At 56.5% G+C, this 14,062-nt stretch carries 9 protein-coding genes and 1 pseudogene; 9 read left to right on the top strand and 1 reads right to left on the bottom strand.

Annotation, left to right across the window (positions count from 1 at the left end; translation table 11 throughout):
- Positions 1–136: 136 nt before the first annotated feature.
- From GWG67_RS30515 to GWG67_RS30480, 9 genes and pseudogenes are all read left to right on the top strand, one after another.
- A complete protein-coding gene (locus tag GWG67_RS30515; protein WP_275173063.1) occupies positions 137–574 on the top strand; it encodes a hypothetical protein in 438 nt (145 codons plus the stop codon).
- Between the two features lie 682 nt (positions 575–1,256).
- Entirely contained in the window at positions 1,257–1,778 is a 522-nt protein-coding gene (locus GWG67_RS30510) for a hypothetical protein (RefSeq protein WP_275173061.1), read from the top strand.
- A gap of 230 nt (positions 1,779–2,008) precedes the next feature.
- Positions 2,009–3,946, top strand: a complete 1,938-nt coding sequence (locus tag GWG67_RS30505; RefSeq protein WP_275173059.1) for a DUF4403 family protein — start codon at positions 2,009–2,011, stop codon at positions 3,944–3,946.
- 1,600 nt (positions 3,947–5,546) lie between these two features.
- A complete protein-coding gene (locus tag GWG67_RS30500; RefSeq protein WP_275173058.1) occupies positions 5,547–8,216 on the top strand; it encodes a P-loop NTPase fold protein in 2,670 nt (889 codons plus the stop codon).
- Positions 8,217–8,283: 67 nt separating this feature from the next.
- Positions 8,284–8,472 (top strand): SEC-C metal-binding domain-containing protein, encoded by a 189-nt coding sequence (locus GWG67_RS39130; protein WP_354210964.1) that lies wholly within the window; start codon positions 8,284–8,286, stop codon positions 8,470–8,472.
- Between the two features lie 24 nt (positions 8,473–8,496).
- Positions 8,497–8,892, top strand: a complete 396-nt coding sequence (locus GWG67_RS30495) for a transposase (RefSeq protein ID WP_275173057.1) — start codon at positions 8,497–8,499, stop codon at positions 8,890–8,892.
- 83 nt (positions 8,893–8,975) lie between these two features.
- Positions 8,976–9,236, top strand: a complete 261-nt coding sequence (gene tnpB, locus GWG67_RS30490; protein WP_342761066.1) for an IS66 family insertion sequence element accessory protein TnpB — start codon at positions 8,976–8,978, stop codon at positions 9,234–9,236.
- 69 nt (positions 9,237–9,305) lie between these two features.
- Positions 9,306–10,517: pseudogene (locus tag GWG67_RS30485) on the top strand (IS66 family transposase); the annotation flags it as partial.
- Positions 10,518–11,157: 640 nt separating this feature from the next.
- Positions 11,158–11,682: a caspase family protein gene (locus tag GWG67_RS30480; RefSeq protein WP_275173056.1), complete on the top strand. Its 525-nt coding sequence runs from the start codon at positions 11,158–11,160 to the stop codon at positions 11,680–11,682.
- A gap of 446 nt (positions 11,683–12,128) precedes the next feature.
- On the opposite strand, the gene GWG67_RS30475 is transcribed toward GWG67_RS30480, so the two are convergent.
- Entirely contained in the window at positions 12,129–13,874 is a 1,746-nt protein-coding gene (locus GWG67_RS30475; protein WP_275173055.1) for a peptidase domain-containing ABC transporter, read from the bottom strand.
- Positions 13,875–14,062 lie beyond the last annotated feature (188 nt).

Here is a 14,062-nt window from a genome sequence, read left to right as displayed (position 1 = left end):
AAGCCGTTCTGCCAGCCGAACTCTCCAAAATCGATTGGGAAAGCATTCTTCTTCCCCCGAAGCCGGACAACGAAGGCCCTGCCACAGATCCTCCCACCGCCTAGCGCGACTTCTCCGCCCGAGGAAACCTCATCTAATGACGACTGAGCCCACCGAGAACGAAGAGATTGATCGCTCGCCGCCCATTGCGGTCTTTCTGACCGGCGAATCCTACTTTCAATCCGCCAAATATTTGAGAAGCGGTGTCGAGACGGCGGATCTGCGCCTGCGCTTCAATATGCCGATCTACTACCTCTATAGTCATGCTTTGGAACTGACCCTTAAAGCGTATTTGCTCAGCAAAGGAGTGACCAGCAATCGGCTCAGATCGCGCGATTACGGTCACAAACTAAAGGTGCTTTGGGACGCTTGTCTGACTGAAGGCTTTCCGCACCATCCGATTAATGATGCTTTCGTAGCGCAAATGATAGAAATTCTTGATCCATTCGCTGTGGATTTTGAGTTCCGGTACATACAGGTTGGATTAAGGACCTCCCCACGTTGGCAGCATCCGAAGCTGCGGTCGGCGATCTGATCGCGACAGTACGACCCTTCTGCGAAGCAACGGTTGGCGGTCCCGTTCCGGAGTAAGGGTCAGCGACTTCCCTGCAACCGTTGCGACGAATGGAGGTGCGATATGCTCAGCGAGCGCGCGAGTTGGCGCTGGCGCAATTCAGGGCAGAGCACAGCTGGACATCCGCGCCTGACCCAGCGAGAGGGCCGTGGCGACGATAGTAGAGACCGTATGTCAGTTGTGAATCGGCGTAGGGTCCGGACGCCGATCGGCGCTGTAAGCCACTGATTCTTCTTGTGCCAGAGGGGTCAACAACTGGCGCCGATCCACACCGAGCTAAGCTCGATAGGACTCACGTCGCTATATAGATCGCCCGCGCAAAGGGGACGGTTATGCCCGGCGGCTTGATCGTGGAATGAGAGCTGTTGAAACCGCTCATTTGGCTCGCAAATGGTGAGCAGAGTCTTCAGCATTTGCGCACCCTTTCTGAGGATGTGAATAGGCAGGTATCTACCGGCAGCCGGCAGAATCCCACCAAATTATGACCAGTTCACAACTCAATGGCCATGCGCTTCAAAAAAGCGCTTCAAAAAGCCTCCTTCGGTCCTCAACCTGAGTGAGCGAATTGTCGAATTGCTATCAATGAGTGAGGCATTCCCGCGGATTGTTTGACCATCTTCACCTTTGACCTGGAGGATGCACCATGATCCAATTGCGACGCCATAATTCTCGGGACTATGCGGCCCTACCGGACATTGACCTAACCAGCGCGGGCCGTCTCGCCGGAGACGATCATGCATGCCTCGACGAAGTCGGGCGCTGCCTTGTGAAAGAACACGCCAACGAACGATTTGGCGCCACGCTCCTGCACAGCCACTTCCCGATCCGGGACGACGAAGTCCTTGTCGAGAAGGCGCACGGCGACTCGCAGCTCATAACGCTGCGCCCCATTTCGGAAGTATGCCCCGACCTAGTGCCGACGAGTGTGTGCTTCGAAGGACCTGGCGATGCGTTCGGACTTATCGGTCTGGAATTTACGTCCTCAGATTCGCTCGCGGGTGTTTGGCCCTTGGGCGAGCAAGATCGTGACGTGCTCACCCGTCTTTGCGAGATCCTCCTCCGGCACAAAAAACTCGCGCGGTTCGGAATTCGCTTGCTGCATGATCCCCTTGGATGGGCGAGCGCGTTGTACTCGAAACGTGCGGTCTCGCTAGTCGGGTTCTGACCTGCCGAACCACGACTGAAGACGACCAAGACTCTACCGACGCCATTCCGACCCTGTTCCAGTGGGAGTTAGGATGGTCTTACGACAACCTCACGATTGTCCAGGGATGCATGCAGTTCTGCAAGAGCGTCCGGAAATGCGCTATCTCGCGCAACGGCCACCAATCCAGCTCTAGCGATTCTAGCCACGACGACAGGTCTTGATGACCCTTCCGCTGTTCGGATCGAGGGATGCCCCTGCCGGCCCAGACCGGCAGGGGTTTTCTCGTGTTTCACGGCGAGAAGTCGCGCCGGGCCAGCACGGTCCTGTTGTTACGCGGGTTGATGACAGCGGCGTCTCGCTTGGCCGAGCCTTCCGGCAAATGGCAATTACCCCGACGAAAAATATTATTCGCGAAAAATGGCATCACGTATGGACAGCAACATGCAGTTACGACACGATACACGCTTGGATATACAATAATTGCTTTAAAATTCAGGGTTGCCGATTGCAAACAAGCGCAGACTAGTGGTGACTTAATTATGCAAAATCGTTTGTCGATTCAGATACTACTTTCTTTGTGTAGCATAGTTTTGGCGGGCTGTGGTGATAAGACACTATTTCAGGCTCCTCCGCATGGAGGAGATACCCTGCCGCCTCCCACTGTTTCCGATAGCAAACTCACACTTGTGGCAACAATACCCTACAGCGCGCTTGTGCACGCCGCCGAGGCAAAGATTCCTGCCTCCGTCCCAATTGGAGGTGACGGTCATGTGGCCTGCTTGGATTTGCCCTACGTGAACCCAGGCCACGTCGGGTCTCACCGCGCGTGCACGCAAGTGCCTTACGTAGACTTCCGCGGCGCAGGAATGCAGGAGCAATGCATAAATGTACCGGACATCACGGGACCGAGTATCGGCATGAAAAACCAGTGTGCTGATTATCACTGGAATGCAGACATCAACAAAGATGGACCAGTTCGGATCGCGAACTCAGGAACGGATCTCCACGTCGAACAGAATATTCATGTGACAGGTAAGGCAGGCCTCGGGGGTGATTTGGCCGGTGCATTGTCCCTCTCGGGAAAGAACTTTGACTCGAAAGTCAAAGCCTCGATGAACCTGAGTGTTGATCTCGACAATCGATGGTGCCCGCAAATCAAGGTCACCCCTATCGGTCGATGGGTCGATAGCGCGTCCGTCGAGGTGGCGGGGAAGAACTGCGTCGGCTTCGATCTAGGTGCACTTGGCCATCCGGAGGTCTGTGCGGGCCCCGTGAATCTGGGCCTTGCCGACGCGCTGAACAACGAATTCGATAGGCATCGTGACGATATTCAGCGTTCAGCTCAGAGTATTTTACCTTGTGACACCTTGCGGGCGAAGGTTGAAGAGCACTGGCATCCGTTCTCCATCAAGATCGACCGCAGCGGAGCCGCTCCTCTGTTCCTCAACATCGAGCCGAAATCCGCTGGGTTTTCCGGACTGGTCGCCGAACAGAATTCACTCAGGATGGTTGTGCGGGTGGATGCGAAAACAGTTGTCGGAGCCTCTGAGATCGCGCAGGCCGCTTCGGTTCTCCCACAACTGGAGAAAGTGGCAGCGAAGGAAGGAACATTCGACATAAACCTTCAAGCAGTAGCGCCATACGAATTTCTCAAAAACGAACTGGCGACACAGCTCAAAGGGAAAACGTTCGAGCAAGAAATTTCCTCGTCTCGCATCGAAGTGAGAATTGATGATCTTGACCTCTATCCCAGCAACGGTTCGCTTGCCGTTGGACTGAAGGTGAACGCCAAGCTGCCCGGACGGTGGCTGAATACGGCTGGCTGGGTGTATATCTCCGGAAAGCCGACACCAACCGAGGATGGCAAAGCAATCACTGTCGAAGGCATCAACTTCGCCACCGTCGTCGACAATGAGTTCTGGAGCGTCGCGCAAACGCTGTTCGAAACGCAGATTTTGTCGTCATTGAAGGAACACTCAAAGATCGATCTCAGCAAACAGATAGATGCCGCGGCATCCGAAGTTACGGGAGCCATCGCCAAAGCAAATGTTCCCGGATTGAAAATCTCTGCTACACCGTCACTCATAAAACTTTCTAGCGTTGCTATGGCGACGGACAGCCTGATAGCCACAGCTCGGCTGAGTATGAATGCCGACGTTGAACTCACAGATGCCCTGTTGAAATAGTGCCCTCGAATAGTTCCTATTCTACTTCCTGCGAAGCCATCGTCTTGAGTGATTTTCGCCGACTAAATAGTGAGATAACGCCTAGCGAGGCGACGCTGATCGCTGCGAGCGGTAGCAGATAAAAAGCTAGCGGTGTCCACGACCGGGGGAAGAGTTCAACGCCCCCCTTGCAGGGCTCCTGACCCGAGTCAGCCCGCCTCAGGCGCATTTGCTTCTCCTGTTTTGAAACCGGGGCCCAAAGGAGAGTCGTTTCCTTCCCGAGATAAGCGTTCGTCGTATCCTGTTCGCAGATGTCGCCAGATTCAGCGGCGATCATGCAGAGGGCAGTCCCGGCTAGGGGGACCCCAATAAATAGCAGAACTACGCAAGCTTGATAAATCTTCGCTTCCCACGCGGTTGTATTCAATCCTTCGAGCAGGAGCACCGGAATACGCGAGTGCCATTGATCGCCGTGGCGCCTCGTGTGCAGCAGGAAGATGCTCGACGATAATAAGAACAACGCGCCTCCGATAATCGCCCCAAAGTACCCCGCGGCGGGCTTATTGTCGCCAGCGCTCAACTTGTCGCCGAACAGACGCCCCAGGAATTCCGAGCCTCCTTGGAGTGAGATCACACTGGTTACGAGGAAGAGAACTCAAACGATGGATAGCAATTGCCACAGTTGAGTAAGATGCGTTTTGCTCATGGTCGTTCCGATTCCAGACTAACGTGCGATTTGCGGGGATCGAGACTTAGTAAGTCGGATGCCGTCGACGAAAATAGACGATGTCGTCACAAGAACAATATATAAAGCTAGCGTGGGCTGCCTAAAGCCAAGAACCTCATGTAGGTGGGTGGAGCAGTGGCGCGCCCGGCTCCGCCGGACCAGGCTCTACTCCAAGATCATACCTCCGACTAAGAAAGCCATGCGGGCTTTGCTCGCTGTTGACGACGAGGATTTTAAAGTGAAGCTTGCCCTCGCCAGCGCGACCGGTGTCCGTGCAGGTGGATTGCACGCGCTGCGCTGGCATCATTTGGCTTTGCGAATGCGGAAATGAAAGTCGAGACACACGGGTTGATGGCGCAGCCTCTCATTCTTATGCTCAAGGCTGGAAGCTACGAACGAAGCGTAAGGCCGGAGGTGACCTTGTGTTTCCAAACAAGCGCGGTGGTACGCGGGCCACGACAATATGGTGAAGCGCAAGTTCCTGCCCCTCTTCGATGAGGTCGCAAAACGCCGCAAAAAAAAATCCGGCCGAATACACGGAAATGGCGGAGCACTTCAATTGGCACGCGCTGAGGCATTTCGCTGTGTCATGTTGATCGAGGCCGATCTAAAGCCCAAGACGGTGCATACCTTCGCCGGCCACAGCAGCCTCCAGGTCACGATGGACCATACGGGCACTTGTTTAAGTCGGGCACCGTCAAGTACATTTCCCAGTACAGCGCGTTGAATTCCGTTCTCAGTTCACTCTTGAAGTCTTTATCGGCAGGGGGCTCGAAGAACCGCCAAAGATACTCCATTCGAAAGCGTGCCGATCGAAGGGACCCGTCCTTCGCATCGCGAATGCTGCGATAGCTAAACCCACAGTCGTCGCCGCCTGAGAATAGTGCGGTCGTCATGCCGGAAGCTCTTTTTGCTGTCATAAAACCAAATTTTGGATGGCCGGCGATTGATCTTCCCGCGAAAATTCAGGCCGATCAGCGCTTGACTGTCGGCGCAATCAGACATTGTATAATTGCATCGGTTTTCTTGTTTAAAAGTCCGTTCGGAGTGCTCATGGCTGAGCTTGGCGGTGGCAATCATGGTCAAATATTACGCGACCTGATCTCTGTCACGAGGCTTCCCGAGATTCGGTTGAGCGATCTTGCTTCCCGGCTGCTCGCTGAGACCGTACGCTGTCTCATCTACAAGAATGCCTATCAGGAGGAACTGTCTTCCACATCCTACGTCATTACCGCGTTTCTATATCTGAACCGAAATAGCTCTAATCTGGACGGCCCGACAGATCTGGAATTGAGCGATGATGAAGAGCAATCGCTTCTTCGCACACTAAACGCTACGGGCCTAACAAGCCGGCAGTGGCGAGAATTATCATTTGCGTTCTTCAAAGACGTACCGAAAGTGCCTCTCGACGAGTCTGCACTCGGGCAACGAATCCAGAACGTCAAGCTAGGACCCCACTTCCACGAAACTTTCAATCGACTGAAAGGCAACACGCCGATAACAGCACCCTCCCTCGTGGGCGCCCTCCTAAGTGACCCCGAGTCGGGTATCGCGAAAAGAGTCCGCGCAATACGGGATCCGATTGCCAGGACTTCGGTCACATCATCGGCTGAGGAATCGCCGGCCGAGCCCAAGCCAGCCTCGCCTTCGGAGCGCCGCTACCAAATGTCCGGCCGGCATGTTCGAATTGTCCGTGAGGCGTTACTTGACGAGCTGGGATTGAACGCAGCCGACTATGCGAAGGCGCTCGCAACAGTTCTTCGATCCGCGGAAGGCGAATTCAGCTTTGCCTTGTTTGGTAAATGGGGAAGCGGCAAAACAACCCTCCTGAAGCTCCTCACGCCGCTTCTTGAGGACCCCGCAGAATACCGCAGAAATGTCGCCGCCAGCAAGTCCGATGCCTATGCCAACCTGCATTACAAGGTCGTGGTGCACAATGCCTGGAAGTACCGTAACCCACCCGAAGCGTGGATATTCCTCTACCGAAGTCTAGCACTTGCGGCCAACACCTCGACCAACGCGCTCGACCGTTGGGCCTTGTCTTCGCGCGTTGCGATCGCCCGGTGGGGTAGCTTTAGCCTGGTCGCGTCGCTCGCCATGCTCGCGCTGGCACTGATCCCCATCACGGCCAAAGCTCAGCTCGCTAATCTCGTTCTGTCGGCGCTTGGAACGTCTACCGTGATCTATCTGGTTGCGATCTGGATGGGTGCTGCGGCCAAGGTCAAACAACTCTTTCATCGCAACCTCAGTGCCGTCGGGCGGGACGAAAGCTTAGGTATGCTCGCTCTCATCGGCGATGACATGCGCTTGCTCCTCAAGGGTTGGACCAAGGCTGATGCCACCGAGGGAGGACTCTGGCGTCTGGCCATCCCGCTTGCGGCTGTGCTTCTGGTCGCGTTCATCTGGGGCATCGGTCTGTCACACGGCCATGTGGTCGACTTGTCGTCGCTCATGGTTTGGAGTGGCCTATCGACGGAAGAACGGACCCCGCCGCTTACTCTGGCCGACGCAAGCCATTGGGCCGTATTGGCACTCTGGGTGCTCTTATCTGCTGGGCTCATCTTCCTGCCGCGGTATTCCGTAAGGCGTCGACCCGAGAAAGTACTGTTGGTGGTCGACGACCTCGATCGATGCACGCCATCGGAAATGCTGAGCGTCATTGAAAATGTGCGGCTCCTGCTCGATGACAAAGAAATCAATCGACGAATGCAGGTACTTATGCTCGTCGATGAAGGTGTGCTCAACCATGCGATCGCACTTCGCTACGCTTCAATGATTACGGAGCGATCCCGATTGCTAGGTGAGAGCGCGGCTGCTCACGACAATGCGACGGCGGACATAGTGGCGGAGCAAATCGAGAAACTGTTCGCCTGCTATCTACGGCTTTCGAAATTGTCTGCGGACGATGTGAAGCAACTCGTCACAAAACTCGCTGGAAGTGAAAACGAGCGATACCGCCTACAATATCTGAAAACGACCGAGATGGAACTTGCTGAAGCAGCCGAATGGGAGAGTTCCGCTCAGAAAAGACATAATGATGCGGATAAAGTGCGCCTGCCGCGCCGATCTGGACAAGGCACTCAATGGCAACGAATGGTCCAGGCGATTGCAACGGTGACCCGCGTCGGAAAGCCTGAAACGGAACCCCGCAAGGAGATGGCTGAATTAAAAAAGGATCTTTCAACCGCGAGATTGCAAAAGGAAATTTTGCAGAACGAAGTTAGCAAGGTGCGGGCGGCATCGACGACGCCAGCGCCGACGGCTCCCTCGGATGCGCCGTTCAACGCAAGCGACGTGCGTTTTTCCGACGCCGAGATCGAGAAATTGCGTACTTTCGTACCAGATTATTTCAATGCGATTGGTCGGTCGCCGAGTCCCCGCTCGATCAAGGCGCTCCTCTTCAAACTGCAGCTCACTCGGTTGCTCATGCAGCTTCGCTTCCCGGATCTGGATGATGGACCTCAGCGGTTCGATGCGTTACGGCAGGCCTTCCTGGACGAAGCGAAACCCGAAACGGGAAATAAGTTTGACTCTTTCGCAACCGTTGTTCGGCAGGTCATGTAGGAGCGGCCGGCGGATTCGACGTAGCGTCTGAGGGCGTCAGGGTTGGGCTTGAATAGTATGATGAGCGCTGCGTCCAATCGATCAGGTAACGAGGTTCTGCCCCTGCGGGAGCGGGCGCAAGTTCCGCTATTGTCATGGCAAAGGTCTTCCCGCGCTCGAGAATATCGTAACTATCTCGATTGATCGCGAGCGCAAGCAGACGATCATTATCACCAAGGATCGTTTCCCTCCGGCGAGGGCCGCCTTGTTGGATTAGTCCAATTGGTGCGTAACAGTCCTTATGGACAGCCATAAGCGCAGTACTCAGCTTGAACGGCTTGAGGTGGTCGAGACTGGTCGTCGTCGGCGCTGGTCGGATGACGAGAAGCTGCGGATCGTGAGCGAGAGCTTTGAAGAGCCGCGTGCTATATCGTCGACGGCACGGCGCCATGGCATATCACGTTCGTTGCTGATGACATTGCGTCGCGCGTTCGGGCCCGAGCCGATCAGCCCTCAAAGCGAACAATCCGGCTTTGCGCGGGTCATCCTGGCCGCTGAGGTCGAGCCGGTGGTTGCTGCCACACCGCCGAGTGGGCAGATGGTAATTGTAATCGGCAGGGATCGTCGAGTGATTGTCGACGCCAGCGTCGATGCGGCGGCGCTGGCGCGGGTGCTGCAGGTTCTGGAGCGTCGATGATACCGATCTCTTCGAACGCACGGATCTGGATTGCGACCGGCCACACCGACATGCGCAAGGGCATGCAGGGTTTGTCATGATTGGTGCAGGAAAGCCTTGGTCGTGATCCGTTCGCCGGAGATGTTTTCGTGTTCCGCGGACGCGGCGGTTCGCTGATCAAGGCCTTGTGGCACGATGGAGTTGGACTGTCGCTCTACGCGAAGCGGTTGGACCGTGGCCGTTTTGTCTGGCCGGCGACGGTGGGCGGTGTGGTGGGGCTGAGCGCGGCGCAGATGAGTTATCTGCTGGAGGCGATCGACTGGCGCAATCCGCAGCACACGTGGCGGCCACAGAGCGCAGGATAGGCTCAAAAAGTTCTGAGGTGCGGAAGAAAAGAGGCCTCAAATCGCCTCTTTTGTGATTCCATCGGGGCCATGGGTGACGACCTTGAATCGCTGCCAGACGACGTCGAAACGCTGCAAGCGGCATTGATCGTTGCACGGGCGGAGGCTGCGGCCGCCCGTGCCCGGCAGTCGGACGACCAGGCGTTGATCGCCCATCTGAAGCTGCAAATCGAGAAACTTAACCGCGACCGCCATGGTCCGCGCTCGGAGCGTACCGCGCGGCTATTGGATCAGCTTGAACTGACGTTGGAGGAGCTGGAGAGTTCGGCGACGGAGGACGAACTCACCGCCGAAATGGCCGCGGCCAAAACCACGAAGGTGGCGTCGTTCACGCGCAAGCGGCCGTCACGCCAGCCGTTCCCGGAGCATGTGCCTCGCGAGCGGGTGATAGTGGCGGGGCCTGTGGCGTGCGCCTGCTGTGGCGGCGCGCGGCTGTCCAAGCTCCTCGAGGACATCACCGAGACGCTGGAGGTGATCCCGAAATCCTGGAAAGTGATCCAGCACGTCCGCGAGAAGTTTACTTGCCGTGATTGCGAGAAGATCAGCCAGGCTCCGGCGCCGTTCCATGTGCTTGCCCGCGGCTGGGCGGGGCCAAGCCTGCTGGCGATGGTGCTGTTCGAGAAGTTTGGTCAACATCAGCCGCTGAACCGGCAAGCGGAGCGCTATGCCAAGGAGGGTGTGCCAATCAGTCTGTCGATCCTGGCCGACCAGGTCGGCGGCTGCACCGCGGCGCTGGCACCCTTGTTCAAGCGCCTCGAGGCCTATGTGCTGAGCGCCGAGCGATTGCACGGGGACGACACCACGGTCCCGGTCCTGGCCAAAGGCAAGACCGACACCGGCCGGATCTGGGTCTATGTGCGCGACGACAAGCCCTTTGGAGGGCCGGCCCCGCCGGGGGCGGTGTTCTATTACTCGCGCGATCGGGCCGGCGAGCATCCCCAGGCTCACTTGGCCAACTACAGCGGAATTTTCCAGGCCGATGCCTATGGGGGCTATGGCAGGCTTTACGAACCGGGCCGCACCGCCGGTCCGATCCTGGAAGCCGCGTGCTGGGTCCATGCCCGGCGGCCGTTCTTCGTGATGGCTGATCTGGCCGAGAATGCGCGTCGCAAGGCTCAGGGCAAGAAGCCGCCAGTGATCTCGCCGCTGGCGCTGGAAACAGTCCGCCGGATAGACGCCCTGTTCGAGATCGAGCGAGGCATCAACGGCGAGACGCCCGAACGGCGCCGGGTCGTCCGCCAGGAACTGAGCGCGCCGCGATAAGTGTGGCCCTGCGACATGTCGGCAACCTGCCAGGTCCGGCGGGTCTCACGATGTTCGAACTAACTCGGCCGCGAGACCGGCCGTCTATACGTCTCGCCGCCTGCTCGTCAACGCAGTCGAGCTTTGCGGCGCAGATCACTCGCCGGCTGCTGTCCACCACCAAAACGTTGTACCGCATGATGGCCCCATCCAAAAGGAGGACCATCATCGTAATCGAATGTTCGTCTAAGGCAGTGCCAATCTAAGCGAGGGCGCGCGGATCCTTTGTACGTGGCAATTCGGCTATACCAACTCCTGGAATTCATCGATCGCGCGGCGTCGCGCGCGTATTGCGCCAGCTCACTGGCGTAATCTCACCGCGTGCCGAAGCGTGCGGCTCGAGCTTAGGATCGAGAAGCCACCAAGCGTCATCAGCAGCACACCTAACCAAGTTGCCGTCCAGCTGTGTGCCTCGTCGTGCGCCTCTGAAATGCGCGCGCCCATCGGCATAGCTGGAGGTGAGCCGGCGAGCGCGGGCGCGAGGAGCTGCTCAACGTCGACTTGGCCCGGCACGGAATGCTCAGGCGTAAGCCGGCCGCTGTGAAGAATGGTGGGGGCCGCTGAAGTCACTATAATTCCCATGTCGAGTACGGAAGCGGCATCAGAAACCTTGATTTGGGGTACAGGAGGCTCGGCCGGTGCGGAGCGCAGCAACTCCGCGCGCGCATCAGCCACCGCGCTCTGCCTGGGCCGCGCAGTCCCGTTCTCGTCCAAATTCGTGGTGCGATCTTATCGAAAGCCGTCGAATGGCGATGCGCTGCCGTCAGTCGCGTTTGCTCATGCCGACGCGGACGGAATCCGCGACGCGGTGCTGGAGATTTTCAAGCACTTGCCGGCAGGCGATGTCGAGATCGAGGTCATGAAGGACACCGACGCGAGCTTGATCGCGGTCAAGGACCATCTAGCCTACAAGATCCACGCTCTCGACGACGATGCGCTGTTCATTTTTTATTATGCGGGCCACGGCTTTTACGGCGCGGGCGGCAATCGATTGAGCACCTATGACAGCAATCGGGTCACCGACAGCAAGGCTTGCAATCAAGCCATTCAACTGCACGACTGCAGGACGATCCTCCCGTACGCCTTTGATATATCCTTCCTTTAGGAGCGAACGATAGGCTATCGCATCGGTTCTGTAGAGCCCGGCTGCTCGGACTTGCTCCATATGTAGGCGCCTCGACTGAACAAGCTCGATCCGCCGGGTTGCAGGTAATGCACGCGCCGATCCGAGGACAGCCAAGCCCTTCAACAGTTCTCGACGCCGATCCCGCTTGGGCTCGCCGCATGCACCGCGGCCGGCGTCACACCGTCCGACCGGGTTTTGAAGCCCTCCGCAGGGACCGGCTTGCTCGCCATCTTTGCCGAGCTCCCGGCGAAATGCGTTCTCGATAGTTCGGCAGCAAAGAACCTGACGGTGTTTTCCAACCGTACGGAAAAACTCGTTCATGCTGCTGCATCAGACTTGCAAGCGAAGTCCCCTGCTGGGCCGAGAAAGGCGCAGCGCTTGCGGATTGTTCTGAAAGGTGTTGTACATTCCTTCCACCCCTGTCCTTATGCTTCATCAACGCTCTGGGTCGATCGAATGTAGTCGGACCACAGCGCGGCGTAAGATGAGCAGTTTCCCAACAATTGATTGTGAGAACCAGCACTCTCCAAGCGTCCTTCCTGCAACACCAGAATGCTATCAGCTGACCGCGTTAGAGCCATGTTATGCGAAATGAGGATAAGCAGTCGGTCTCGAGACCACTCGATCAGGGACTTCTCCAATGAAGCGACCGCCTCCGGATCCAAGAAAGAACTTGGTTCATCCAAAATTACGATCGACGGGTCTTTGATAAAAGCACGCGCTAGCGCAATCCGCTGACGCTGTCCGCCCGAGAGATCCTCTCCTCGGGTCTCCAATACCGTACTTAAACCAAGTGGGAGTGCGTCTACAAACTCAAGCGCTCCGGCTCTCCTGAGCGCCGCTCTTAACTCATCGTCTCCTCGCTTACCCGAAACGTCGACATTTTGTCGCACTGTACCTCCAAACAAGAACGTATCTTGGGTCACGATTCCAATTGTGGATCGCCAGTGTCGGGGCCGAAACGACCGCAGATCGGCGCCACCAACTAGAATGCGTCCATCGTAGTTTCGTTCAAGACCCAATAAGATATGCATAAGCGTCGACTTTCCCGAACCATTTTTCCCGACGATCGCGACTATTCCTCGATCTGGAAACTTGCATGAAATATCGCTGATCGCGGCTGGCCGCGTTGCTGTGTATGTCAGGGTCACGCCAATTAACTCGATCTCAGAAGGCTTGTGGGGGCGTTCCACGGGAAGTATCTCAGGGTTCTCCTTCTGTTCAGCCCAAAGATCCCGCAACTGCTGAACGATCAGATTCGCTTCTTGGAACGATTGAACAATGCTTGCTGCGGTCATGATTGGGCTCATGACCCGGCCGGCAAGCATTTGTAACGCCATTAGTTCTCCCACTGACAGTCTTTCATTCGCTATGCGCCAGCAGCCCAAACCAAGAATTGCGAGCGCGAGGATCGTTCCATGCAGCTGAACACCCATTGCAGCCCGGTGATAACAAAGTGACAGATATTCATTTCCTCTAAGTAGGTCCTCTATTGCATCCCTCCAGCGGTGATACTGAATGCTTTCAAGACCATGAGCCTTAACGGCCGAAAACGCGGTGACCGTCTCAGACAGTATGCCATAACAGCGACTGCCATTCCGAAAGTCTGCTTCAACCCCCGCCTTGGCGTGCTTTGACCGCCGCCGCGAAAATTCGGCACTAACAACAGCGAAGACCAACACTACCACTGCGATAACTTGATCGTAGTACAGCATAACGACCAACGAAATTGCTGCCGCCCCCAAACCAAAGACGAATTCTGGAACGCCCTGCACAACAAAGTGTCTCAGTGCATCAAGCTGTTGAAGGCAGTACTGCAGATGTCCCGGCGCATAATCACGCCCATCAGCTCGTCGGCGAATCATCTGACAAAACGCCGATCGAGATAGTCGCCGATCGACGAACGTGCACAGTTTTGCAACCAAACTGTGACGTTTAGCGCCGCACACAGTTTGTCCAAAAAATGCGAGCCCAGCAACTATAAGTAACCAAGCAAGGTCGATTGTTGTTCGCGAATTAGCCCCATCTATCGCCTTCTGCGTGGCTATCGGAGGAACGAGAGCGATCAAATATTCCGCAATCATCAGCAGAAGAACGTAAAGGAGCGCACGCTTGCGAACAGCAACGATGCTCCATAGGCGCCCCCATCCAAACGAGCGAACGTTATTCACTTTGCATGTACCCACCGTAAGCACTGTTTTTCTCGTGCGGACAGCACAACGTCTTGCACTTCGCCCATGTGTTTCTCGTGGAGCAGAGACGACTGGAATGAGATTAGCAAATGCCGTACCACGCGACGGCGATCGCAAACTCTCCTGAGGAGCACCGATCAGCCTGGGAAGCTGCCGCTTCCAACTGC

Origin of the sequence: Bradyrhizobium sp. CSS354 (assembly GCF_029051725.1) — a bacterium.
Classification (GTDB): Bacteria; Pseudomonadota; Alphaproteobacteria; order Rhizobiales; family Xanthobacteraceae; genus Bradyrhizobium.
The sequence above is the reverse complement of the archived record's forward strand: the minus strand, read 5'-3'. Positions and strand labels throughout refer to the sequence as shown.

Excerpts from the sequence above, each read along its gene's own strand:
- GWG67_RS30505 (WP_275173059.1), top strand. The coding sequence starts at position 2,009 with ATGCCCCTGCCGGCCCAGACCGGCAGGGGTTTTCTCGTGTTTCACGGC.
- GWG67_RS30480 (WP_275173056.1), top strand. The coding sequence starts at position 11,158 with ATGTCGAGTACGGAAGCGGCATCAGAAACCTTGATTTGGGGTACAGGA.
- GWG67_RS30495 (WP_275173057.1), top strand. The coding sequence starts at position 8,497 with ATGGACAGCCATAAGCGCAGTACTCAGCTTGAACGGCTTGAGGTGGTC.
- GWG67_RS30510 (WP_275173061.1), top strand. The coding sequence starts at position 1,257 with ATGATCCAATTGCGACGCCATAATTCTCGGGACTATGCGGCCCTACCG.
- GWG67_RS30515 (WP_275173063.1), top strand. The coding sequence starts at position 137 with ATGACGACTGAGCCCACCGAGAACGAAGAGATTGATCGCTCGCCGCCC.
- GWG67_RS30500 (WP_275173058.1), top strand. The coding sequence starts at position 5,547 with ATGCCGGAAGCTCTTTTTGCTGTCATAAAACCAAATTTTGGATGGCCG.